The 22,565-nt window shown below is 61.4% G+C and carries 23 protein-coding genes and 2 pseudogenes; 6 read left to right on the forward strand and 19 right to left on the reverse strand.

What is annotated here, in order from left to right; genetic code table 11:
* The first annotated feature begins 289 nt into the window (after positions 1-289).
* The gene (locus tag MRAB57_RS29005) at positions 290-535 is read left to right on the forward strand and encodes a winged helix-turn-helix domain-containing protein (protein WP_483869917.1); all 246 of its coding nucleotides are present in this window, start codon (positions 290-292) and stop codon (positions 533-535) included.
* 193 nt (positions 536-728) lie between these two features.
* On the opposite strand, the gene MRAB57_RS29015 is transcribed toward MRAB57_RS29005, so the two are convergent.
* The 12 genes and pseudogenes from MRAB57_RS29015 to MRAB57_RS00740 form a co-directional block, all read right to left on the reverse strand.
* Entirely contained in the window at positions 729-995 is a 267-nt protein-coding gene (locus MRAB57_RS29015; RefSeq protein WP_245835776.1) for a hypothetical protein, read from the reverse strand.
* A 297-nt stretch (positions 996-1,292) separates the two neighbouring features.
* Positions 1,293-2,453, reverse strand: a complete 1,161-nt coding sequence (locus MRAB57_RS00690; RefSeq protein ID WP_077085848.1) for an aldose epimerase family protein — start codon at positions 2,451-2,453, stop codon at positions 1,293-1,295.
* An 82-nt stretch (positions 2,454-2,535) separates the two neighbouring features.
* A complete protein-coding gene (locus tag MRAB57_RS00695) occupies positions 2,536-2,910 on the reverse strand; it encodes an FKBP-type peptidyl-prolyl cis-trans isomerase (protein WP_077090302.1) in 375 nt (124 codons plus the stop codon).
* 127 nt (positions 2,911-3,037) lie between these two features.
* Positions 3,038-3,370, reverse strand: a complete 333-nt coding sequence (locus MRAB57_RS00700; protein WP_077085849.1) for a hypothetical protein — start codon at positions 3,368-3,370, stop codon at positions 3,038-3,040.
* A 493-nt stretch (positions 3,371-3,863) separates the two neighbouring features.
* Positions 3,864-4,394 carry a carboxymuconolactone decarboxylase family protein gene (locus tag MRAB57_RS00705; RefSeq protein WP_077085850.1) on the reverse strand — a complete coding sequence of 177 codons (531 nt, stop codon included), beginning with the start codon at positions 4,392-4,394 and terminating at the stop codon, positions 3,864-3,866.
* 122 nt (positions 4,395-4,516) lie between these two features.
* Positions 4,517-4,897: a hypothetical protein gene (locus MRAB57_RS00710; RefSeq protein ID WP_216823720.1), complete on the reverse strand. Its 381-nt coding sequence runs from the start codon at positions 4,895-4,897 to the stop codon at positions 4,517-4,519.
* 129 nt (positions 4,898-5,026) lie between these two features.
* On the reverse strand, positions 5,027-5,887 hold the full coding sequence (locus MRAB57_RS00715; protein ID WP_077085851.1) for a mycofactocin-coupled SDR family oxidoreductase: 861 nt from the start codon (positions 5,885-5,887) through the stop codon (positions 5,027-5,029).
* 41 nt (positions 5,888-5,928) lie between these two features.
* Positions 5,929-6,122, reverse strand: a pseudogene (locus tag MRAB57_RS29020) (SDR family oxidoreductase); the annotation flags it as partial.
* A gap of 47 nt (positions 6,123-6,169) precedes the next feature.
* Entirely contained in the window at positions 6,170-7,432 is a 1,263-nt protein-coding gene (locus tag MRAB57_RS00725; protein ID WP_077085852.1) for a cytochrome P450, read from the reverse strand.
* Positions 7,429-7,902: a hypothetical protein gene (locus MRAB57_RS00730; protein WP_077090303.1), complete on the reverse strand. Its 474-nt coding sequence runs from the start codon at positions 7,900-7,902 to the stop codon at positions 7,429-7,431. Before MRAB57_RS00730 ends, MRAB57_RS00725 begins: the two co-directional genes overlap by 4 nt.
* 10 nt (positions 7,903-7,912) lie before the next feature.
* On the reverse strand, positions 7,913-8,443 hold the full coding sequence (locus tag MRAB57_RS00735; protein WP_077085853.1) for a hypothetical protein: 531 nt from the start codon (positions 8,441-8,443) through the stop codon (positions 7,913-7,915).
* Positions 8,440-9,807 (reverse strand): aromatic ring-hydroxylating oxygenase subunit alpha, encoded by a 1,368-nt coding sequence (locus MRAB57_RS00740; protein ID WP_077085854.1) that lies wholly within the window; start codon positions 9,805-9,807, stop codon positions 8,440-8,442. The genes MRAB57_RS00735 and MRAB57_RS00740 overlap by 4 nt, the downstream gene beginning before the upstream one ends.
* 760 nt (positions 9,808-10,567) lie before the next feature.
* On the opposite strand from MRAB57_RS00740, the gene MRAB57_RS00750 reads away from it, so the two are divergent.
* Positions 10,568-11,191 (forward strand): TetR/AcrR family transcriptional regulator, encoded by a 624-nt coding sequence (locus MRAB57_RS00750; RefSeq protein WP_077085855.1) that lies wholly within the window; start codon positions 10,568-10,570, stop codon positions 11,189-11,191.
* A gap of 71 nt (positions 11,192-11,262) precedes the next feature.
* Here MRAB57_RS00750 and MRAB57_RS00755 read toward each other — a convergent pair whose 3' ends face one another.
* The 4 genes from MRAB57_RS00755 to MRAB57_RS00770 all read right to left on the reverse strand — a co-directional run bounded on the left by MRAB57_RS00755 (position 11,263) and on the right by MRAB57_RS00770 (position 14,361).
* Positions 11,263-12,024 carry an SDR family oxidoreductase gene (locus tag MRAB57_RS00755; protein WP_077085856.1) on the reverse strand — a complete coding sequence of 254 codons (762 nt, stop codon included), beginning with the start codon at positions 12,022-12,024 and terminating at the stop codon, positions 11,263-11,265.
* Between the two features lie 110 nt (positions 12,025-12,134).
* Positions 12,135-12,896, reverse strand: coding sequence for an SDR family NAD(P)-dependent oxidoreductase (locus MRAB57_RS00760; protein WP_077085857.1), 762 nt, complete (start codon positions 12,894-12,896; stop codon positions 12,135-12,137).
* A 59-nt stretch (positions 12,897-12,955) separates the two neighbouring features.
* Positions 12,956-13,789, reverse strand: a complete 834-nt coding sequence (locus MRAB57_RS00765) for an enoyl-CoA hydratase/isomerase family protein (RefSeq protein ID WP_077085858.1) — start codon at positions 13,787-13,789, stop codon at positions 12,956-12,958.
* 137 nt (positions 13,790-13,926) lie between these two features.
* On the reverse strand, positions 13,927-14,361 hold the full coding sequence (locus MRAB57_RS00770) for a nuclear transport factor 2 family protein (protein WP_077085859.1): 435 nt from the start codon (positions 14,359-14,361) through the stop codon (positions 13,927-13,929).
* Between the two features lie 560 nt (positions 14,362-14,921).
* Between MRAB57_RS00770 and MRAB57_RS00780 the strand changes: the two genes are divergently transcribed.
* From MRAB57_RS00780 to MRAB57_RS00795, 4 genes and pseudogenes are all read left to right on the forward strand, one after another.
* Positions 14,922-15,572, forward strand: coding sequence for a TetR/AcrR family transcriptional regulator (locus MRAB57_RS00780; protein ID WP_108637854.1), 651 nt, complete (start codon positions 14,922-14,924; stop codon positions 15,570-15,572).
* A 175-nt stretch (positions 15,573-15,747) separates the two neighbouring features.
* Positions 15,748-17,010 carry an amidohydrolase family protein gene (locus tag MRAB57_RS00785; protein WP_077085861.1) on the forward strand — a complete coding sequence of 421 codons (1,263 nt, stop codon included), beginning with the start codon at positions 15,748-15,750 and terminating at the stop codon, positions 17,008-17,010.
* A gap of 46 nt (positions 17,011-17,056) precedes the next feature.
* Positions 17,057-17,250 (forward strand): annotated as a pseudogene (locus MRAB57_RS00790) (ferredoxin).
* A 53-nt stretch (positions 17,251-17,303) separates the two neighbouring features.
* Positions 17,304-18,659, forward strand: a complete 1,356-nt coding sequence (locus MRAB57_RS00795) for a cytochrome P450 (protein ID WP_077085862.1) — start codon at positions 17,304-17,306, stop codon at positions 18,657-18,659.
* A gap of 120 nt (positions 18,660-18,779) precedes the next feature.
* Here MRAB57_RS00795 and MRAB57_RS00800 read toward each other — a convergent pair whose 3' ends face one another.
* The 3 genes from MRAB57_RS00800 to MRAB57_RS00810 form a co-directional block, all read right to left on the reverse strand.
* The gene (locus MRAB57_RS00800; RefSeq protein WP_157900544.1) at positions 18,780-19,151 is read right to left on the reverse strand and encodes a hypothetical protein; all 372 of its coding nucleotides are present in this window, start codon (positions 19,149-19,151) and stop codon (positions 18,780-18,782) included.
* A 183-nt stretch (positions 19,152-19,334) separates the two neighbouring features.
* Complete coding sequence (locus MRAB57_RS00805) at positions 19,335-20,471, reverse strand: hypothetical protein (protein WP_077085864.1); 1,137 nt, start codon at positions 20,469-20,471, stop codon at positions 19,335-19,337.
* Between the two features lie 137 nt (positions 20,472-20,608).
* Positions 20,609-22,546: a hypothetical protein gene (locus MRAB57_RS00810; protein WP_157900545.1), complete on the reverse strand. Its 1,938-nt coding sequence runs from the start codon at positions 22,544-22,546 to the stop codon at positions 20,609-20,611.
* Positions 22,547-22,565: the final 19 nt, after the last annotated feature.

Consider the following 22,565-nt stretch of genomic DNA (forward strand, 5'->3'; position numbering starts at 1 on the left):
GATAGGCTGACATTAAGGCAAATTGTCGCGCGCGTCACCGCAGGGCCAACGCCATAGCGGTCGAGCTGATTCCCACGGTGGCCGCCAGACCGACGCGCCGCGGCAGCGGCGTTCATCTCGCGGCCGATGCGCTGCTGGCCAGGGCCGGTTGCACACCGGGCCGGTCGCGGCACAACGCCGCGACGTCGCAGGGCACAGGTTCGAACCCGGCGGGCGGATTGGTTAACAACAGCGCGGCGCCCAATGCGGCTCGACGGTCAGCCGCCACTTTTTGCTCCGTACCTCGGTCTTGGGACGACTCAGCGGTCCGCTGTGCGATGCAGTGCTCGAAACATCTTGCTCGGCATCGGTTTTAGAGGAGATCGAGCGCGAAAACCTGTTCGTGGTGCCACTGGACATGTCGCGTCACTGGTATCGCTATCACCAGCTGTTCGCAGAGTTGTTGCGCACCGAGCTCCGTCGCAGCGAGCCCGATCTCGTCGCCGATCTGCACCGACGGGCCGCGAACTGGTTCGAGAGCCAAGGCCTCAGCTGAGGCGGCGCGCCATCTGGCCGCTGGCGGCGACACCGCGCGCAGTCTGGCCGAGCGGAGCGGGGGTGTCGCGGTGACTCGCGCAATCAATAGTGCGCGGTCGGTGAGGAGCTGACCCCTAAGGAGCTCGAAGTTCTTCGCCTGCTGCCCACCCGGTTATCGCGACGTGAGATCGGTGGGCGGCTGTACGTCTCGCTCAATACGGTGAAGACCCACCAGCGCGCCGTGTACCGCAAGCTCCCTGGACTACTCGCCCGGAGCCGCCGGAGTCGTGGAGCTCGTTGGGGTTGTAGAACTCGTGGTGGTCGTAGGGGTCGTGGGACGGGTCGTCGTCGCTGAAGTCGTTGGGGTCGTGCGACTCGTCGGAGTAGTAGGGCTCGTCGGCGTCGTAGGGCTCGTGGGAGTCGTTGGGCTCGTGGGAGTCGTGGGCGTGGGGCTCGCGAGGCCGGGGCCTTCGCCACACCAGTCCGCCACATCCTTCGGGTACTGCTCGATCGGCGGAGGACAACGCTGCCCCGGCGGGAAATTGGCGCCGGCGTTGAGCAGATCGCAAGGCACGTAGACCTGCTTGCCCTTGGGAGTGTTGGTCAGACACTTCGTCGGCGGATCGGCGTGCGCCTGCATGGGAATGATGGCCGCCGCCGCCACCGCCACCACCGCGCTGAGCACCCCAGCAAGGCGGCTGTAGGTCATGAGAGCTCCTCGTGATGCGGTCCCGGGCGTGCACAACGACATCGCGTCGTATGACGATTAAAGCCGCTCACCTGCCGAAGGCAAAAACCGTTGTCGAATCGTAGGTCTGGCCGGGGTTGAGCGTGGTGGTCGGGAAGTTCGGGTGATTCGGCGAATCCGGGTAGTGCTGGGTTTCCATCGTGAATCCGGCGCCCTGCCGGTAGATATGCCCGCTGGTGCCCGTGAACGCCCCGTCGATGAAGTTGGACGTGTAGAACTGCACCCCGGGCTCGGTCGTGGAGACAGTCAAGCTACGACCTGTCTGCGGATCCTCGGCCCTGGCCGCCTCCACCAGCCCCGTGTTGTCGCCGCGGTTGATCACCCAGTTGTGGTCGTAACCGTGGGCCAGCAACAGCTGCGGGTCGTTCGCGTTGATATGTGCCCCGATCGCGGTCGATGAGGTGAAATCGAACGGGGTGCCCTTGACCGGGGCGATCTGCCCGGTCGGGATCTGAGTGGGGTCGGTTGGCGTGTAGTTGTCGGCATGGATGGTGAGCTTCTGGCCGTAGACGTCGAGCGTGTCCTCACCTGCCAGGTTGAAATAGCTGTGATTGGTCAGGTTGACCACGGTCGGCGCATCGGTGGTCGCGTGGTAGTCGATGCGCAGTTCGTTCTTCTGGTTCAGGGTGTAGGTGACGGCGATCGTTAGGGTCCCGGGATAGCCCATTTCGCCTGCGGGACTGACATATTGAAGTTTCAGGCCTGCGCCGTCGCCGTCGTTCTGCTGGCTGGCTCGCCATACCTTGGTATCGAGGCCCGCAGTACCGCCATGCAGGCTGTTGCCGTTGTTGTTGATTGGCAAGTGAAACTCGTTGCCGTTCAACGAGAATGCCCCTTTGGCGATCCGGTTGCCATAGCGACCGACGATCGCACCGAAATAGGTCTTGGCGGATCCGGTGTTGTTCAGGTAGCCGTCCAGGGTCGGGAAGCCCAGCACCACGTTGTCGACATGTCCGGTGCGATCGGGGACCTCGATCGACTGAATGATGCCGCCGTAGGTCAGGATTCGCACACGCATGCCGTGCCCGTTGGTAAGCGTGTAGCGGGTCACCGGTGTCCCATCCACCTGACCAAACGGCTCGCTGGCGATCGACGGCGGCTCCGCGGACGTGGTCGTCGTGTGGCTACATGCCGCCAAGCCCGCGACACCGGCGATGGGGATTAGTTGAAGCAATCGTCTGCCGCGCATGGGCGCTCCTTGCACTTGCACTAACCAGAGCTGATCCGGACGGCTTTGCGAATTCGGAAACTGCCATCTAGCCCTGGTCGAGCTACCTGACCTCGAGCAGGTCCACCACGAAGATCAGCGACTCGCCGGGCTTGATGACGCCACCGGCGCCACGGTCGCCGTAGGCGAGGTGGGCGGGGATAAGCAGCTGTCGGCGGCCGCCAACCTTCATGCCCTGCACGCCTTGGTCCCAGCCCTGGATGACCTGGCCTACGCCGAGTTGGAACATCAACGGGTCACCGCGGTTGTAGGAAGCGTCGAACTCCTCGCCGGAGGAGTGGGCCACGCCGACGTAGTGCACGACCACCGTGTCGCCGGAGGTGGCTTCCGCGCCGTCGCCCTCTACGACGTCGGTGATGACCAGGTCGGTGGGCGGCTCCCCGCCGGGAAAGTCGATCTCGGGCTTCTTTGCAGTCATGCTCACCACACTGGCAGATGGCCGCCGGTGGTCTTGCCGACGGGTGGTTCAAGAGAGGCGTAGAACGCCTTCTCGACCACCTCGTGGTGTCGCCCGCAATTGTGGAAGTTGCGGATCGTCCCCTGTCTCAGTTCGACCAGGGATATGCAAACAATGGCCCGGTGATTGCAAACAAGAGGAGCGACAGCAGTGCGCAAAAGATCAGGAGCCAGATCACCCGGGCGAAGAACCTGAATTCGGCCATTAGATCACCATCCCGCTCGCCCACTTCGTGCCGGACGACAGTGCTCAGCCGGTCCAGATCGTCGGCGGTGAGAGACACACTGCCGTGCACTTCTCCCGACCTAATGGCGAGCAGGTAGCCGCGGGAGCCGTCGGGCCGGTCTAAGCGTGAGATGAACACTCGGTCGCCGTCGCCGTCCTGCAGACCGATGAGTTGCGTCAGTTCGGGCTGTTTCACGGCGATCCCCTTCGGTAATCGGTTGGGACCGTGGATGGATTGCCTTAACGATACGCAGGGCGACCCGACGAATGTCGACGATGTATTGATGAAAACGAAAGGGCCGCCGAGTGGCGGCCCTTTCTGTGTGGAGCTGCCGGGAATCGAACCCGACGCTCTACCAGGCAATATGCCGTCTGAACTGCCGGTTCGTTCCATTTCGGTTCCGTTCGGTACCCCTTGTTACCTGCAGATTCGTTTTCGAGTCTTGACGGCGTCAAGACGTCGAGGCCCACTCTTCTCCCACTCCTGCTCCCAGAAGCGATGCCTAGCGCCGCGGTGCGCTGTCGGGCGATTTACCGACCCCGCCTTTGCCGTCGGAGCGATTCGGACCAGCAGCACAGTAGACGTTTCCTGGCATTGATCGGTCGAGAGCTTTCGGCGCTTTCGGCGGGTTAGCGGTCAGGCCCCTGTCATCAGCACGCCAGGTTGCTAATGTCGTGGCCTCGTACAGCTAGTCACGCTCGTCCTCGATTTCGAACGACTCGATCGCCATCGCCAACAGCGTGTAGCACCCGGTGGTGAAGACGAGGTCCATCAACTGCCGCTCGGTAAGGTGCTTGCTTAACGTATCCCAGTGGGTGTCGGAGATCTTGCTCCCATTAAGGAGGTCGTCGACGGCATTGACAACGGCTGCCGTGAGCGGATCGCCGACAGACCCGTGTTGTATCTGGATGCGAACCGACTCCCGCAATCCGGCCCGCTCGGCCAGCGGCACGTGATGGTTCCACAGGTATCGCGACCCCCGTTGGGATGCGGTGCGCAGAACGATCGTTTCAGTGATCTGTGCGGATAAGGTCGTCTTCGCGAGCACGTACATGTTGAAGGTCAGGTAGGCCTCCGTCAGGCTCGGGTGATGAGCGAACGTGGCGAGCATGTTGCCGACCGCGTCGGGGCGGGCACGTTCGGCGGGCATCATGACCGACAGCGCCCGCACGACATTGTCATCCCATTGATCTGCGGCGAGCGGCTGGAGCCTGCTCACGTCAGATCACCCCGATAGGTCTTGCGATCTCAGCGAGTTCGCCTTCCCATGGCCCGTAACAAACGGCCCTCGTCGCATCGATCGTCATGGTGGCTCCTTCACGAGTCTGATGAAAGTCCGAATCACAAAGTGATGCTGTGCTTCTCGAAGTGGCGTGCAAGCACCCGCATGTATTCGTCCGCGTGGCACGGCCCGCACGCACCGATCGCGGTCTTTAGGAACGGGCCGTGTACGTCATCGTCGACATAGGTGGACCAGTGGGTGATCTGAGCGTCGTCGTTGGTCTCAACGAAGCTGATCGAGTAGAAGCTAACCTTCTTGCCGGTGTGGACGTTGGCGCCTTCCCGGCGGTAATGCTGGAAAAGGCCATTTTCGGCAGGCCAGACCGTCAAATCGACAGGCTTCCAGTCCGGAAACACCACACCGTTTTCGGCGAACAATGTGGCGCCCGTGTCGAGCAGGTGTTCGCGCCTCTGCTGCGGTTTTAGTCGGCGTCCGGTCAAGTGCCACCACCGCCGGCGTTCATTCCTGAGCTACCTGCCACCAGCCAGTGACGCTGCCACCTGTATTCACCAACGAACGACTCTCGTCCGCCGTGAACCAACTCATGGGGTCCGGCCACTAGGGATCGCTCAGATGTGGTAGTCGTACCACTTTAGGTAGCCTCCGGCGTCGACTCGAAGCTGCAGGCCGGTCACGAATCGGGCTTCGTCCGACGCCAGCCACAGCACGGCGTTGCTGATGTCTTCGGGCTCGACGTAAGGGATTGGCATGGCTTGCTGTACTCCAAAAGCACGTTCGGCGTCCGCCCGGGTTGGATGCGTGAGGCTCGGACAGAACGACCTGTACATCGGCTCGGACTGCAGCATGTCGGTATTGGTGTTCGTCGGATGGATGACGTTGGCACGAATCCCCCGCACCGCCAACTGAGTCGCCAAGTCCCAAACGTACTGCGACAATAGGCGTTTGGAGGTCACGTATGCCGTGCCACCCGGATCTTCTCCTGGATTCTCTTTTGTGGCGACATTCATCAGCGCGGCGGTTGAGCCGGTGGCGATAATCGAGGCGCCCTCACCAAGGTGCGGGAGAGCAACCTGTATGGCATTGACAGCCCCAACCAAGTTGGTGTTGATCACGTCAGACCAGGCCTGCAGCGGCGGCTGACCCCGCATGCCAGCGACTCCCGCTTGCGCGACGACGATGTCCAGCTTGCCGAACTCCGCGATGCCACTTTGTACGGCTCGTTCCAGCTGAGCAGCTTCTCGCACATCAGCCTGCACAGCCACTATCCCTCGGCCTGACTTGTCCACCAGCCGAGCGGTCTCCGCGAGATCTTCTGGCCGTGCCAGAGGGTAGCCGATCGTGTCGATGTCACGGCAGATGTCGACGGCGATGATGTCGGCGCCTTCTTCGGCCAACCGAACCGCGTTGCATCGCCCCTGCCCACGCGCGGCACCCGTGACAAATGCGACTTTGCCTTCAACGCGCTGCACAGAATGTCCCTTCGGCTTGTGTCGGACGGCCGCTGACCTGTTCGCCGGCCGTTAGCGCCCAAAATTTGGCCGGCGACATAGCCAGCTTCCTGAGAGACGAGGACAGCGCAGGCGGCTGCCATGTCTTCTGGTCAGCTGATGCGACGAACTGGCGTCGAGGCAAACGTGTCCTCACTGTCGCCGAAATACCCGCGCAGTTGGGCGCCAACAACATCACGGTGTCGATACCGCCTGGCAGTGTGGGGAGCACATTGGATCCTTCGGAGAGCATCGTCGCGGACCCTATTCGAAGCAGATGTGGAGTCGAGTAAGCCCGCGCAGGATGAATGTCGGCAGGTAGCTGTACCTGTGATTGCCATGCGGACCATGCTTGTCCTCATCGACCCAGATGTTGGAGGTCCGTTCGAGCAAGCGCTGCAGACTGATCTTGGCCTCAGCTCGGGCGAGCGGGGCCCCCGGGCAGCTGTGTGGCCCGCGCCCGAATGCGACGTGCTGGCGCGCGTTACCGCGGTCAATATCGAACACCTCCGGGTTGGTGAACTTTCGCGGGTCGCGGTTGATCGCGGCATTAACCAACATCACCGTGGTGCCCGCTGGAAGATTCACCCCACCGACTGTGACGGGAACCTTGGCAAGGCGGAAATCACCACGCACCGGACTCTCGTAGCGAAGCGCCTCCTCCACCAATCGAGGAATCAAGTCGGAGTTGGCGCGCAACTTCGCCTGCAAATCGACGTCCTCGGCGATCATCATTACCGCCGTGGAAAGCAGCCGAACGGTGGTCTCCTGCCCTGCAGCGAACAAGTTGGACGCGACGCGTACTGCGTCCATCACCTCCGGGGTGCTGCCGTCCGGGAACGCGGCCGAGGCGACGCCAGTCAGCACGTCGTCACGCGGGTTGGCGCGCCGATCAGAGATGTATTCAGAGAACTTGCCGTACAGATACTCCAGCGGCGAGTGCTGCATCGTCTCGCCCTCGCTGCTGCCGATCGTCCCGACCTCGGTCAATAGTGCTTCGCGAAATTCGGCGTGGTCGGCCTCGGGAACACCCAGCAGGTCGGCTATAACCAGCATCGCGAACGGGTTGGCGAACTCTCCGATAAATTCGCATCGGCCATCGCTCAGCGCAGTGTCGTATTGACGGTCGGCAAGTCGCCAGATGAATTCCTCGTTCTCCTTCAGACGTTTGGGTGTGATCATGCGGGAAAGCAGCGCCCGGTGCGCGGTATGCACCGGCGGATCGAACGTCGGCAGTTGGTCGAAAAAGGGGATTTCGTCGCGGTGCGCGGCGATCAACCCGGAGATGTCATCACCTTCGAACGGCACTGGGAAGCCAGGGAAGGGCCCTGTCACCGAGATGCACGACGAGAACCGCTCGGTGTCGTTGTAGATCGCCACGCCCTCGTCGTAGCCGGTAATCATCACCACGTCGTGGTAGTTCTCCCGCCGTAGTGGGCATTCGTCCCTCAGTGCCGCAAGGTAGTCGTATGGGTTGGCCAAAAGCTCTCTGTCGGTGAAAAAGTCGACGGAATCCGTATCGCTCATTCCGAGATCTCTACTCCTTCAAAGCTTGTCAGCATCTCTGCGGGCGGGAGTTCCATCTGTAGATACAGGTCGATGTGTCGTATCTTGCCCGCTTCGGTGAACTCGTAAACCGAAAGCGAATTGACCACGTTAGCGAATTCTCCAATGCGACTGCGCTCTTCGAGCTCGAGAAACACCGCTGCGGCTGTATCGGTGACCCGCCGCAGCGAGCATTCCCACTCCGACGAGGTTGCCCAATTTGTCAGGAAATCGACGTAGGCGGGCCAGTCCATCACCTCCTTGAAGGCGCCGACTCGCTCGAACTCGTCGGTCGCCACCAGTCCGGCCAGCGGTGCCCAACTATCGACCGAGAATCCTGGCTTCTTCGCCCTGTCGACAAGGCGTTTGATGACCAGCCCGTACTCCAACACCGTTCGGGAACGGCCGACGTGATCGTCGATGATGTCGCGGATGTCTCGTAGCAATGTGATCGCCCCTCCCTCAGACGGATACGTCAGCTGCGGCCAAGCACCGCTCAAGTGCCTCGATGTACTCGGACGTGCCATGAAAGGGACCGTGCACGCCGATCGCGACGTCAAGGAAGGCGCCGTACTCATCGTTGACGTGGGTTTCCCAGCGCGTGACTTCTCCATGATCGTTCGTCTCGACGAAGCTGTAGGAGTAGAAGCCCATTTTGGTGCCGTCTTTGGTGTGCCCCTCCCAGCGGGTCTTCATGACGAACCCGTTGTCGGCCGGCCAGTATTTGAAATCGCTCGGCTTCCAGTCGGGAAACGTCAGCGAATATGCCCTGGCCTCCATGGTGGACGCCCGCGCCGACTCTTCGGAGAACTCGCTCAACAAGAAACTCTGGTCACCCGTGAAATAGGGGGAGGCATAAATTGCGTTTGAGGCGAGCTTCCAGGCGTCCACGAATGCGTCACCATCCGAAATGCCCTGGCGCAGATAGGCATTGCGGTAAGCCCGGGCCATACCATGATGCAAAGCGATACGTTGTTCGACTGTGAGCGTCATTTCACCCCGCCCGCCAGGTAGCGGTCCAGGACCGAGTGATAGTAGGCGATGACGACTTCCTCTCTCACCAAGGACATATGATCGAGCCTGCCGTTGCGCAGACCGAGCTGCTGGCGCGGCATCTGGACGTAATCCTGTTGCAGCGCCTCGAAATATTTGTAGCTACCGGGCTCTTCCACGTCGATCAGGTTGGTGCGTAACGCATCTCGATGTTCGGCTGGAAGGTACATATAGCTGCTGACGTGCCAGATGCACCGGTTGGGATCACCGTCTGGGTGAGGTATGGCCATGATCACGTGGCACTCGCCGGCACGAACCGTCATGAAGAAGTTCGGGAACAACACCCAGCCCTGGTTGTCACTCATCTGCGCATCAGTCAACCCGCTGACGTCCAGGCCCATGCCGGTGAGCGTGTCGCGGGTGGCTTGCTGCAGCAACTTGCGGGCGTTCACACCGTCGGGGAAGACCACCGATCCATCCGCGGCGCGATAGCGGGTGAGGAGTTCCTCGAAGCGCGGCAAAACCGCCGCAGTCGACGGGAAGGTCTCGGGTAGATCCATGATGCCGTCGACCTGCGCCTGCGCGCTAGCACCTCGGACCTCAAACGGCGCAACCGCGACGCAGTGCGCCTTGAAGAACTGATAACGACTCTTGCTCGGATCAAGTTGGATGACGCGCAACAGTTGCGGGTGGATGCCGTTGATGTGGTAGCCCTCGTTGAAGGCGTCCATGACGACCTTCCAATTGCAGTCGATGGCTTCGCGGACATCCATGACGGTGGTGAACTGGTCGAGGCGGTAGGGCGCCAACAGCTCGGCCACTTCGGGACCAAGAAACTCCGCGAGTGGCGCCGCGTCGGGATCGGGGTTCAAGAAGATGAAGCCACCGAAGCTGTTGACGGGCACCTGCAGCAACCCGTTCTCGCCCTTGTCCTCGCGGGTGATGACGTTCTCTCGCTCCCGTAACCCTCCCCGCATCTTTCCTTCGAGGTCGTAAGACCACAGGTGGTATTGGCAGAGGAATCCCCGTTTGGCATTCCCGGCGCCCTGGCACAAGACGTTGCCGCGATGCCTGCAGGCGTTAACGAAGCCGCGTAACTGTTCGTCCTTGCCCCGCACGATGATGAAGGACTGATCGAAGATCTGGTACACCTTCCAGTCTCCGACCTTGGGCAACTCGTCGACACGACCCACGATCTGCCACATCCGCATCCAGACTGCATCGCGCTCACGCTGCTGAAACTCGACCGACGTGTAGCGGTCAGTGGGAACGCGCATTGGAAAGAGGTCATGGTCGTCGGGCAGCGGATCGACCGCGTCCACCCACTCGCCCGGTCGCGCGGTTTCGACGAAATCCGTTGACATGTCTCCACTCCTCTTCGTAATGCCTCCATTTGAATTTGTGGCATGAGCCACTTTATTCACATGTGTATGTCATATACAAGCATGTATATATGTCTCCGATGAGGACGTGGCCCAAGACGTGGCCCAATAGGACTCGGTCGGGTCAAACAGAGGGGGCCGATTTGCAGCAATGAGCGCTCGGGCCTTGAATGCACGGGCGGCCACGCTGAGGCGGTGGCGTGTCGCCGACAACACACGGACGAGCTCGGCATCGATCTCGGCGCCGGCCCCACTACTCCAGACGGCAACCTCGATCCTCTGATCCAGCGCGCTGTGGACTTCGCGCTGCACGCGGTCATTGCCGCGGTATAGGTCGTTTGCGACGGTCAGCACCTGTGGAAGCCCCTCGCGCCCAAGACCTGCCAAAAGCGAGTCCAGGTCTACGGTCCTGGCACCGAGGACCCGCAGCGGTCGAGTGTCCGAGCAATCGGTCAACACGGCGGTGACCTGCCACCCTGCCATCACCAGGTCGACAAGCCGGCCGCCGATACCACTCACCACTTCTAGCGCGGTTCGAGCGATGACCTCGCAGCGATACCGCGTCGGCGCTGGGCTGGCACACGCAGCGGAAGGGGTCTCGAGCACGCTGTTCAACCTGACCACCGCCCTTCCGAGTTTGATGCGAATCGTAATATACATGAATGTATGTGCAATACGAAGATGTATATCCCGATTGGCCTGGTTGCACTTTCGTAGGGTGGGTATCTGGGATGATGGCGCGATGGCGCAACGCTGGACCAGGGAGAGACGCCTCGAGCACACCCGCAAGCTGCTGCTGGACGCAGCCGAGGAACTGTTCGCGCGCAGGGGCTTCAGCGGCGCCGCCCTCGAGGACATCGCCGACGCGGCCGGCTACACGCGAGGCGCCATCTACGCGCATTTCGGCAGCAAGGAGGAATTATTTCTGGCTGTGATCGAACGACAGCGGCAACGATTCCTGGACGGGTTCGCCGACGTCCTGTCGTCATCGCACCGACTTGACGAGATCAACATCGACGAGTTGGCCAATCGCTGGCGCGACTTGATGAGCAAGACGGGGGCCGATCATGCAGCGTTGGGGCACGAATTCACCCTTTTCCTGCTCCGAAGCCCAGAAGCCCGCAAACGCCTAACCGCGCAACGACGCGAGACGGTCCACTGGCTCAGTGAGTACATCACTGAAGGCGTGGCGCGCCTGGGCGGGGCACTACGCATACCGGCAACAACGATGGCCCAGGTATTGCTGGCGACGAACGAAGGCATCAGCTTGGCCAGCCAACTCGACGGCGAGGACCTCTACCGTGCGTGGCTGGAAATGATCATTTCCAGCATCGAGCCAGGGAAGGACTCGACCCAGCAATTTTAAGGGCTGCGCGAGACCGATCCTGGCGGTCATATGCTCGGCCAAGACTCCAAAGCCGTTCAAGCACAACCGAATTACCTCGGGGGAAACCGCAAGCCCCCGTCAAGCCGGATAACCTCCCCGTTAAGGTAGTCGTTCTCCAAGATCGAGGCGACTAATGTGGCATATTCGGACGCCCGGCCCATCCGCTTCGGGTGTGGCACTTGCGGACCCCAATACGCCTCCAGCTCATCGCCTGCCTTGCCGTAGGCAGGGGTCAGAAATGTACCGGGAGCGATGGTGACAACTCGGACACCTATTGGTGCCAGATCTCGGGCGGCGACCAGCGTCATGCTCACCACACCGCCCTTGGCAGCGGCGTACGGTAGCTGGCCGATCTGGCCCTCGTAAGCCGCAATCGAGGCGGTATTAACGATGACACCACGGGTGCCGTCGACAGGTTCTTGCTGAGCGATAGCCGCTGCGGATAGGCGCATTACGTTGAAGACAGCTGTCAGATAAAACTCGATGGTTGTTTTGAACCCAGTCAGATCAAGGGGTTCCCCGTCCTTGCCGATCAATCGGCCGCCGCTGGCCGGGCCGCCGTGAGCGTCGATCGAGAAGCGCAGTGGGGCCAGTGAATTGGCTTCGGCGATCGCCGCCAAGACGGACTCCTCGCTGGTTGCATCGGTGCGGACATACCTCACCCCTAATTCGGTTTCCAGCGCCTTGCCCTTGTCATCGGCAAGGTCAGCGATAACGACTTTTGCCCCTGCGCCGTGCAGCCGGCGTACGGTGGCCTCCCCCAAGCCCCCGGCACCGCCCACGACGACCGCAGAACTACCAGCGACCTGCATTCTGAATTCCCTTCTCGTAAACAGCGTTTCGCATAGTGTTTGACCTCGTCAGCGAAAGGCGTCGCCCCTCAAACGTTGGCAACAGCGACCATCAATCCTCCTCGTTGCAGTTAGCTGACCGAAAATCCGCCATCGATCGCCAGCACTTGATTCGTGATGGGTCGCGCCGCGGGAGAGGCGAAAAACAAGACCGCAGCACCGATCTCGTGCGGCTCCTGGTATCCGAAAGGCGTCTGACGCGTGGCCGGGCCATCACTGATTGATCCTTTGGCGTTGATAGCACCGGGCGTGATGACCGCCCCAGGCAGGATTGTATTGACCGTGATCGAGTGCTCAGCGAGTTCAAACGCCGTCGCTAAGCTCAGCGCTGCAAGAGCTCCCTTGGATGACGCATACGAAACGAGGCCTTTGATCAGTCCACCCCGCAGAGCGTTGGATGCGATATTGACTATCCTGCCGCCACGCCCCGATGCAACCATGGCACGCGCCGACTCTCGCGTCATCAGGAACGCGCCGCGAGCATTGACCGTATGGATCTTGTCCCACTCCGAAGTGGTCGCTTCGAGCAACAATTCACGATCCTGCAGCGCTGCGTTATTGACCAACAGCCAGGGCACGCCAACGGTCCCGACGATCTGCGCGCATGCCGCCACGACGGAGTTTTCATCTGCGAGATCTACCGCGACCGCGACCGCATCATGTCCGGCTGCAGCGATGTCCGCAGCCTGGCGCATGGCCTCTGCATGGTCTTTATCGGCGAGCGCTACCGTGGCCCCCGCGTTCGCGAGCACCCGTGCGATGCCCAGACCGATGCCGCCGGCCGCGCCCGTGACCACAGCGACCTTCCCGGTCAACCCGAACAACTCATCCACAGTGTGTGCGTACGTTGCGGCTGTCCGACCTACGGAGGCAGACACATTCGATAATGAGTTCATAGCCGACCCTCGACCCTCAAACCCGGATGCACCCAACTAGGGGATCGGCGTTGCTTGAAAGCCAAAAAGCCCTCGATCGACTCGGGCGCCCCGAGGCTGGACTGCATCCCAATCCGGTCATAGAGGCCGAGATAATTGTCCAGACTGGACTTGATCACGGAGCGCGCACCCGGCGCCGTGCGACAACACTGGGCGAGTACCTCCCGAGCGGCGCCGGCCAATTCGTTGTGCGCAACGACGCGCGCCACCATCCCCCACTCCAACGCCTCCTGCGCGGATAGGGTCCGACCGGTGAACATCAGATCGCGGGTGCGCACAGGACCCACCAGCCGGGCCAGCGTTTGGCTGTAATAGGTGTCGGCGATGCCGCGGTAGAGCTCCGGGACCCGAAAAGTCGCGCGGTCGCTGACCACGGCCATGTCGGCACACAACGCGATCTGCAGCCCACCGCCCTGGCACAGCCCATTGACCGCGGCGACCACCGGCTTCACGGATTGGCGCAATGTGTCGAATGGCAGGGCGTCCATTCCCAGCGCCGAACCGAACGTTAGCCAGTTGTCGACACCGCCCCCGCCCATATCACCCCCAGGCGCGAAGACGTCGCCCGTGCCGGTGATGAGCAAGCCTGCTAAATCTGGATCGGAGCCGACGTGACTGACCGCATACTTGATGCCAAAGTACATCGCTGGAGTCATCGCATTGCGGGCCTCTGGCCGATCGAGGGTACAGACGCCGAGCGGTCCCTCCCGAGTGAAGTTCAAGAACGGGGTTCCAAGCCAGTCCCCCTCAGGCGGTCTTGGGCCGTGCGGTTGAGCTGAAATCTCTGCCATCAATATCCTTCTCGATCCTTTGCTAAGTGTTCGGAAATGTCCCCGCCTCGACCACTAAGACAACTTCGCCAGGATTGCTGCGGCGGGATTCATGAACGCCGTGCCGGCCCATATCTCCACTCCTGTTCCTCTCGAAGTCAGTTCTTGGGTGCGTTGGCGAACCACACGTTCTCTTCGCGCAACTTCGAGCTGCGCCAGCCGTCTTTCGTGCGCACGAGTTGATGGTGGTAGTAGCCGCCGCATGAGCTCATCTCTGCCCTGCCCGGCAGGTGCATCGGGTTATAGAACATCGCCCGCACCCGCGCTCTATCGCCGTCGATTTCAACCTCAACGTTGGTGATGTAATGCATCGTCCAAGGAATCGCAGCAAATCCCTTGCTGAGCCAATCGGTGACTTCATCGCATGAGCCAGCAATCGCCCCGGCCGATGAGTAGTCGATGACCGCATCGTCTGTGAAGACTGAGCGGTAGAGCTCCCAGTCCTTGCTGTCGACCGCGCGGGCGTAGCGGTTAAGCAATCCAGCGATCTCCATCTCGTCGCTGATCTGCTGGACGTCGATTGACGATGTCATGTGCGCTCACCTCGTGTTGATCGAATTTCCTTGTGTCCTGCGCAGCGACACGTCGCTCGTAGCAGTCCTAACCGCCGTGGCGGACGGCGATGCGCCAAATCACCGCATCACTCCGGTCCGCGCGGGGATGTGCCTACTTACAACCCCGCTGGTCGACTTCCTCATCGCTGGTGGATGAGTTGGCCGATGCAAGCCTTATTGCTATTTGACAACGCAGGTCGTGAGGTCATCGAAGCCCATGGCTGGGTCCTGTTCGTGTGCGGCTATTGACGGGCCGGCGCGACGATCGGGGACGTTGTCGTTCGTCGCGACGGCCTGCGCGCACACTCTAAATGGTTAGAGGGTATGGCGCAATCAACAAATGCCGGCCGACGTGCTGGACACGATCCTTGCTTCACGGCGGGACGCTAGACCCTGCTCGGTACCAGAAGTGACCGCACGTCGCGGCTGAACCACGTCGCGTGACTCGCATCCTGCAGGTGATAGATACAGGGCAAGGGATCGGCGGGGCCAAGGTAAGCAATTCTCGTTGGGACTAGGAGCGGTAGGATTCGGCGATCGTGAACCGACGAAAGCCTGATGGTGGAGAACGTCGTAGACTGCTGTGCGATACGGCAATTCAGCTGCTCGCTGATGATGGCCTCAAAGGCCTAAGTCACCCGAGAGTGGACCAGCGGGCCGGCCTTTCCGCCGGTAGCACGTCCTATTATTTCCGCACGCGGGCCGCACTGTTGCTGGCCACTGCCCAACGTGTGTGCGAACTCGATCTTGGCGACCTTTCCGCAGTCCTCCGCCCTTCTGAAAACGAAGGCGCTAAGTCCAAGCCGTCTAATATCTCTCCTTTGTCGGCGTTGATTGTGCTTGCGGCGCAAGAGCCACGACTGAGTCGCACGAAGGCCCGTTTCGAGCTCATACTGCAAGCCAACCGAGATCCCGCGCTTGCCGAGGTGTTCCACGACAACATGCAGCTGTTCGCCGAAACTCAACGCGACATCGTCATTCGCTCACAGCCCGATCGACACCTCGACCCGGCGGTTGTGCGCGAGCAGGCTTCGGCCACTTTGAATTTCGTCAGCGGCTTGTTCATGCGGTTGGTTGCCGGGGATCGCGCGTTCGATAGCGGTGAACACCTCGACCGGCTGCTTGGTGGCATCGTCAACGGCATCGCAATTGCATACGATGACGTCGGGCGTGACAAATCGGGACAGTAAGTCCGCTAGGCCGCCATGGCAAAGCCCCAGCCGCATGGGCGCCATCGGCGAAGCTTGTCATTTTAGACTCTAACGAATTAGAGTAGCGTCAGCGTTCACGAGCACGCCGGGGCTGCCCCGTTCTCATCGTGTGGCCACGACGGGCGCTAAATCGCCGCATCGCAAAGGACTCTCTATGGACGCTGACGATCTGATTCTGGTGAGCATCGATGACCATGTCGTTGAACCGCCGGATATGTTCGCGCGCCACGTGCCCGCCAAATACAAGGGCGAGGCACCGATCGTGGTCACCGACGACAAGGGCGTGGACCAGTGGATGTACCAGGGCCGCCCGCAGGGCGTCAGCGGCCTGAACGCGGTGGTGTCGTGGCCGGCCGAGGAGTGGGGCCGCGACCCCGCCGGCTTCGCGGAGATGCGGCCCGGCGTCTACGACGTTCACGAACGCGTGCGCGACATGAACCGCAACGGCATCCTCGCGTCGATGTGCTTCCCGACGTTCACCGGCTTTTCGGCCCGCCACCTCAACATGACGCGCGAGGACGTCACCCTGGTGATGGTGTCGGCCTACAACGACTGGCACATCGACGAGTGGGCCGGGTCGTACCCGGACCGCTTCATCCCGATCGCAATCGTGCCGACGTGGACCCCGGAAGGAATGTGCGCCGAGATCCGCCGCGTCGCCGCCAAGGGCTGCCGCGCGGTCACCATGCCGGAACTGCCGCACCTGGAAGGTCTGCCGAGCTACCACGACGACGACTACTGGGGTCCGGTGTTCGCGACGCTGTCCGAGCAGAACGTGGTGATGTGTCTGCACATCGGCACCGGCTTCGGGGCGATCAGCATGGCGCCCAACGCGCCGATCGACAACCTCATCATCCTGGCTACTCAGGTCTCGGCGATGTGCGCGCAGGACCTGTTGTGGGGTCCGGCGATGCGGAAGTACCCGGACCTGAAGTTCGCCTTCTCCGAGGGCGGCATCGGGTGGATCCCGTTTTACCTGGACCGTAGCGATCGCCACTACACCAACCAGAAGTGGCTGCGTCGCGACTTCGGCGACAAGCTGCCCAGCGATGTGTTCCGTGAGCACTCGCTCGCCTGCTACGTCACCGACAAGACGTCGCTGAAGCTACGACATGAAATCGGCATCGACATCATCGCCTGGGAATGCGACTACCCGCACTCAGACTGTTTTTGGCCGGACGCGCCCGAGCAGGTGCTGGCCGAACTGAACGCCGCCGGCGCCGACGACAGCGACATCAACAAGATCACCTGGGAGAACTCCTGCCGGTTCTTCGGCTGGGATCCGTTTGCGCGCACACCGCGCGCGCAGGCGACCGTGAAAGCGTTGCGCGCCAAGGGCGCTGACGTCGACGTGTCGATCCGGCCGCGCAAGGAATGGGCGCGCCTATATCAGGAGAAGCGACTCACCAAAGCGTAAAACCAACCGGAACTTCAGCGCGTGATCGGATGAGGGAGGACTCCCCGTGAAGGCTTTCGTTGACTCGCGCCGGTGTCAGGGCCACACGTTGTGCGCCATGATTGCTCCCCACGCATTCCAGCTCAACGACATCGACGGAAGCGCGTCACCTACTGGTGATGCGGTACCACCGGCCAAGAGGAAGTGGTCCGTGAAGCAGCGCGATCGTGCCCAGAGCAGGCAATCAGGCTTGATGACTAAGCGAGAAGACATCGGTGTCTTCGACCACAAGACGCCCCCGGGAGGCACCAGCAGTGACTGTTGAGGAATCGGCTGCGCAAGATCGACCCCGATACGACTTCGACCGGCACAGAGCGGATTACCGTCAACGGTTCGAGCAGATAACCAGGGAGATGCACACTAATTGCCCGGTTGCGTGGTCGGGAACCTATGGCGGTCATTGGGTGGCAGCAGGTAGCAATGAGGTCTTCGAACTGGCTCGCTGCCCGGCGATCTCCAACGACCACGACATCCGTGGAGAGCGCACGGGCTACAAAGGCATCTCGATACCGACGGCACAGCGCATCGGTACTACCCGCGGCGGCATCCTTGAAATGGACGACCCCGAACACCGGACCTACCGAAACGCGCTAAACCCGTACCTCTCACCGGCCGCGGTAAAACGCTGGGACCGATTCGTCAACGAGATAGTTCGCGCCGCGCTTGATGAGAGGATCGAATCGGGGCGGATTGATTTCGTTGACGACCTTGCGAACGTCGTGCCTGCAGTGTTGACACTCGCGATGATGGGCATCCCCCTGAAGAGATGGGAAATCTACAGCGAGCCCACGCACGCAGCGGTCTATACCCCCGAGCACTCAGCTGACGCCGCTCGGGTCGCCGAAATGCACCGCCAGATGGGACAGGACTTGCTGACCAACATGCTGGAGATCCGCGAAAAGCCGCGCCCCGGCTTAGTTAATGCGTTGGTGTCGATGCGCATCGACGGGGAACCGGCACCCGATGTGGAGATCCTGGGCAACCTCGGATTGATAATAGGCGGCGGGTTCGATACCACGACTGCACTCACCGCGCACTCGTTGGAGTGGCTATCCGAACACCCAATTGAGCGCGACCTGTTGTCCCGGGAACGCGAGAGGCTCCTCGGCCCCGCTACAGAAGAGTTCCTGCGGTTTTTCACCCCCGCTCCGGGTAACGGTCGTACCTTCTCCGACGATGTCGAGGTCGAAGGAACGAGTTTCGAAGAGGGGCAGCGGCTGTGGATTTCATGGGCTATGGCCAACCGCGATCCGTCGCTCTTCGAGAACCCCAATGAAGTGGTCCTTGATCGAAAAGGGAACCGACACTTCAGCTTCGGCATTGGCGTGCACCGTTGTGTTGGCTCCAATGTCGCTCGTACGCTCTTCAAAGCAATGGTCACCGCGGTGCTTGACCGCATGCCCGACTATAGGTGCGAACCGGAGGGCACCGTACATTACGACACCATCGGGGTCATTCAGGGTATGCGTCACCTGCCCGCGACCTTTACCCCGGGCGGCCGTCTGGGACCAGGTCTCGACGAGACATTGGAGAGATTGCAGCGCGCCTGCAACGAGCACGGATTGGCCCGGCCGATCACCGAACGCAGAGAAGCTGCCAGCATCCACTGAATGCATCGCTGCTCGCCAGCAGGGCTGCCGGGGTGCAATATGCCGCCACGACCAAAGCCATCGCCTACTGCAATCATTAGTAATCGAGTAAGGCGCATAGCGCGGCAGGTGGTTTGGCAGTCATTCCCCGTCGAGCCCTCCCGGCCGCGGGGCGCTCGGCCTCGCAGCGGGATACGCGTACCGGTCGGAGATCCGCAGGGGCGGCACATTCGTCGGGGACGCCACGCCGGGAACCAAGTGGTCGGGATTGGTTGAACGCGGACGGTGCTTCAGATGCGCGAACTTCATCCGGATCTGCTCGGGCGTCAGGATGCGCCAGACGGCGGTCCAGACGGCGTCCGGGTCACACTTGCACTCCCACCGCTCGGGGTTTTCCCTTGTGGGGGCGGCGTCGGGCTCGTGACCCTGCTCACGGTGGTGGGCTATCCACTGCTCGCGCATCTGCTCCATTGTCGAAGGCGGCTCACCGATCCAGCCGCGCTCAGCGCTCATTGCGCCCTCCTACAGTCCATGGTGCTGCCAGAATCCAGAATCCAGGCGGTCATGGTGCAGCCTTCTTCGCTACGTGGTCATCATTATCGCCCGGATCCCGCGGGAACCAAGGTCAGCGGGCTGGACGCCCACGGTGTCCGCTTCGGATTCGCCGCGGCTCGTTGATTGGCCGTATCAATTTGGCTAGTCGTTGATCGTCGCCGTCTCGAGCCAGTCCAACAGCATCCGGTCGATGACGGTGCCCTTGTCGAGTTTATTGTCGGCGATGAATTTGACGAGCTTGTCGACCAACGTGGCGTCCCCGCTGCCCGGTAGATTCTTTCGCACAGCCCGCGCCTGGCGCGTGGGGCTTTCGAGAAGCTCGTTGCGCGGGAACAGCCCGATCAATGACAACATCTGCTCGGGAGTGAGTTCGATCGCCTCGCCTTTGGCGAAGCCCCAGTTGAGGATCTTGGCTCGTGCGCATTCGTCCGCGATCCCCTTGTTGTGGACGAAATCGTTTCGGATCCAACGAATGTCGCCGAAAAAATCACTCTTGACATCGTTCTTCTCGAGCTCTTCGCCGTCACTCTTACCGATATTGAAGAATGCGGCAATGCGGTCGCGGAACTGCTCCTCCCAGATGGCGTGGACGTAGGCGAACCACTGGGCATACGCAACCGACAGGATCTCGGGATAGTGGTCGGTTTGGAACCGGTCGGTGGCACCCGCGGCGTAGACATGAGCGCCGGAATCAACGGCAGAAATGAGGTGCTGCATGTGGACACGGCCGGTACCGGGCTGGTCAACGAACCGAAATGTGGTCACCTCAAAGTAGTGGCCGTAATCGTCGGGGCGGTGATGCTCTAGGAAGCGGCGGTGTTGCTGGCTCCAATCGTCCACCTTCTGGATGAGAACGTTGTGCGATGTCAGCGTGACGACGAGCGATACCAGAAGCGACCTTTCCAGCTCCGAAATGATCTCGTCGATCGATGGATCCTCCGATTGCGTCTGCTGCGCCAGCTTGGGCACCGCTTCTTCAAGCGCAGCCACCACCGCGTCGAGACCTTGGCGAAAATCGGGTCCAGGCGAAAACATATTGGCGGCGATTATGACGTCACCAACTGCGGTGGCGAGGTCTGTGCCGGACACCGGGGGATCAGCCTCAGCGATCAGTTTGATCGGGTCGGCGGCCGCGGTGACCACCACGTCTTGGGCTTGAGGAGCTAATGGCTTCCCCCCGCCTCGGAAAAACTGCTCCTGCTGCTGCATCGCTTTGGCCTTGGCCAAGGCGGTGTCGGCAACTTTGAGCCAACGTTGTGACCTACTCTGCAGATTCATCTTGTCTCACTTGACCTCTCGACTGCTCCACGAATATCGGCGGGGCTGGTGCCGCCCGGCGACCCGCAGGCGCGGAATTTGACTGTGGTCCATCTTGTGCAGCGAGATATTGTGCGTCTCCTGCTTGGCCTCTGAAATCAGGGGTCCGCGACGAGAAACAGGGCATCGATGTCCCCGCTTGTCCGAACTCGCTCGTATCGGTCAATGTGCTCGTTCCGATAGTTATCCATGTGATGTCGAACATTGTTTCCGCTTAGTAGAGCGGCGACCGCCTCGTTGAGGACTTGATGTCCGAGGTTGAACGCGAAGACGGCCACCGACTCGCAGCCTGCTGCTGAGACTGGTCCTCCGTGAATTGCAGCGTTCCGCAGCCGCTTGAGTCGGCGTAGATGGCGTTCGAAGCGGCGGCCATGCTCGTCGAGTCGCGCACACATCGCCTCCGGGGTTGCGAGGATCGTTTCCAATTCGGCCAGCCCGCGAGCTAGCCAGTGATCGGCGTAGATCGCCTTGAGCGTGGAGACGTGGTCAGCAGCTCCGCGAACGTTGAAGGCACCGTGCCCGTACGGACCGGTGATCGACAGGTCGGCCGACAGTTCAGCCAGCTCGGGGATCGTTGGGGCACCCGGCCGGTAGTCAGGGACCCTTTCAACTGCGTTTTGGGTGAAGTAGCCAATGAACTCCACCAGGCGGACACGTGCTTGCGCCTTTTTGAAGTAGGAACTGGCGAAGTCTGCCCAGTGCTTCTGACCCGCTGCTGTCCAGACGTTGACGTGCTCGATGGCTCTCACAGCGGCCATGACGGTGGCTTGTGGCCCTTGATCGGAGGCAGCCTTGAGTGCGGCGGTCAAGTCGATCGCGTCCTGCAGTGCATGGATCGACTGCGCGGTCAAACTGCTGGAGCGGCGCTCCATCCGCTCTATATCGCGACCCAACCGGTCATTCTGCGGATAGTACGGCTCCTCGACGTTCTCCTTCGGCCCCCATGACGAGCGCGACCGCCGACCGTTCGCGAACAGGATGCAGCCCCTCATCAGCCTCCACGCTCCCGGCTCCGCGTGATTAACCACCTTCAATGCTTCGACAAGTGTTCGCGCTTGCGCCTCCGCTTCATGGACCTCCGTGTCGGGCAGGACAACACGGGCATAGGCCATATGCCACTCGTCTTCCCACTCGACCTCACCCGGCCGGAGCAGCGGCGGGACCTCAGGCAGGGCAAGTACTTCCGTTGGTGGCACCTTAAAGTGGTCAGCGAGTTCTGGGTGCCCGACGTGACCGCTCAAGTAACTAGCGTTGTAGAAGGTGACATCGCCGTGGGTGACCTCGCACTGGGGCAGGTGGGTGTGTGCCAGCCGTAGCCACACGATGCAGTCCGCCTTGGTCGGCGGGCGGGTCAAGACCTGTTCGCACAGAGACAGTCGCTGCCAGGCCTCCAGGCCACTGGGCTTCCAGTCCGGGATTTCGAATTGGTAGTCAGTGCCAACTGCGCGGCTCTGCTCCCGCTTCACCGCGTTGGAATCGTCCGTGAGCACCGAACAAACATCCCGAAAGATGCCGAATCTGCCTCTGTCCACACCCCGGAGTGCGGCTACAGCCCAGAGCGTGTCTCTGCGGAATGAAACCTCTTCGACCTTCCGGTTGCGCTTCTCGCAGGTTTTCACTAGATCTCGCCAGCAGGCGATGAACACCTCGTCCGAGGCCAGAGTCATGGCGAGTTGGCGCAGGAAGACCTGGAGGTCGGCTCGCACGGTCGCGTCCATGGAGCGGCTGGACGTGCCATCGAACCCCGCGGTTGACGTCATAAGTGCGGTAAGTAGGGCATCGATCGCGGCGGTTTGCGCCTCTACGACCGCGAGGATCTTGGGGCCGGAAAAATCCAGGCTTTCGCGGTAGTCGCCGATCACTTGTTGCCAGTCGTCGTATTGCATCGGCAGAAAGACCCGCTGATCACCCACCCAGTCCAGAAGATCGGCGGTCGCCGCAGGCAGTGTGAGCACAGACCCGTTACCGGTGATCAGCTCTTCAAATTGAAGCTGCACGCTCAGCTCTTCGACCCACGGTTCGTGCTGGCGGATCAACACACGTGCCTTCCCGGCC

The sequence above is a fragment of the Mycobacterium rhizamassiliense genome, from assembly GCF_900157375.1.
Lineage (GTDB): Bacteria > Actinomycetota > Actinomycetes > Mycobacteriales > Mycobacteriaceae > Mycobacterium > Mycobacterium rhizamassiliense.

Bases quoted from the DNA above. Each gene is read 5' to 3' on its own strand.
- MRAB57_RS00755 (WP_077085856.1), bottom strand. From the start codon at position 12,024: ATGCAGGTCGCTGGTAGTTCTGCGGTCGTCGTGGGCGGTGCCGGGGGC.
- MRAB57_RS00695 (WP_077090302.1), bottom strand. From the start codon at position 2,910: ATGACTGCAAAGAAGCCCGAGATCGACTTTCCCGGCGGGGAGCCGCCC.
- MRAB57_RS00770 (WP_077085859.1), bottom strand. From the start codon at position 14,361: ATGACATCGTCAATCGACGTCCAGCAGATCAGCGACGAGATGGAGATC.
- MRAB57_RS00740 (WP_077085854.1), bottom strand. From the start codon at position 9,807: ATGTCAACGGATTTCGTCGAAACCGCGCGACCGGGCGAGTGGGTGGAC.
- MRAB57_RS00765 (WP_077085858.1), bottom strand. From the start codon at position 13,789: ATGGCAGAGATTTCAGCTCAACCGCACGGCCCAAGACCGCCTGAGGGG.
- MRAB57_RS00785 (WP_077085861.1), top strand. From the start codon at position 15,748: ATGGACGCTGACGATCTGATTCTGGTGAGCATCGATGACCATGTCGTT.
- MRAB57_RS00805 (WP_077085864.1), bottom strand. From the start codon at position 20,471: ATGAATCTGCAGAGTAGGTCACAACGTTGGCTCAAAGTTGCCGACACC.
- MRAB57_RS00725 (WP_077085852.1), bottom strand. From the start codon at position 7,432: ATGAGCGATACGGATTCCGTCGACTTTTTCACCGACAGAGAGCTTTTG.
- MRAB57_RS00690 (WP_077085848.1), bottom strand. From the start codon at position 2,453: ATGCGCGGCAGACGATTGCTTCAACTAATCCCCATCGCCGGTGTCGCG.
- MRAB57_RS00800 (WP_157900544.1), bottom strand. From the start codon at position 19,151: ATGAGCGCTGAGCGCGGCTGGATCGGTGAGCCGCCTTCGACAATGGAG.
- MRAB57_RS00735 (WP_077085853.1), bottom strand. From the start codon at position 8,443: ATGACGCTCACAGTCGAACAACGTATCGCTTTGCATCATGGTATGGCC.
- MRAB57_RS00750 (WP_077085855.1), top strand. From the start codon at position 10,568: ATGGCGCAACGCTGGACCAGGGAGAGACGCCTCGAGCACACCCGCAAG.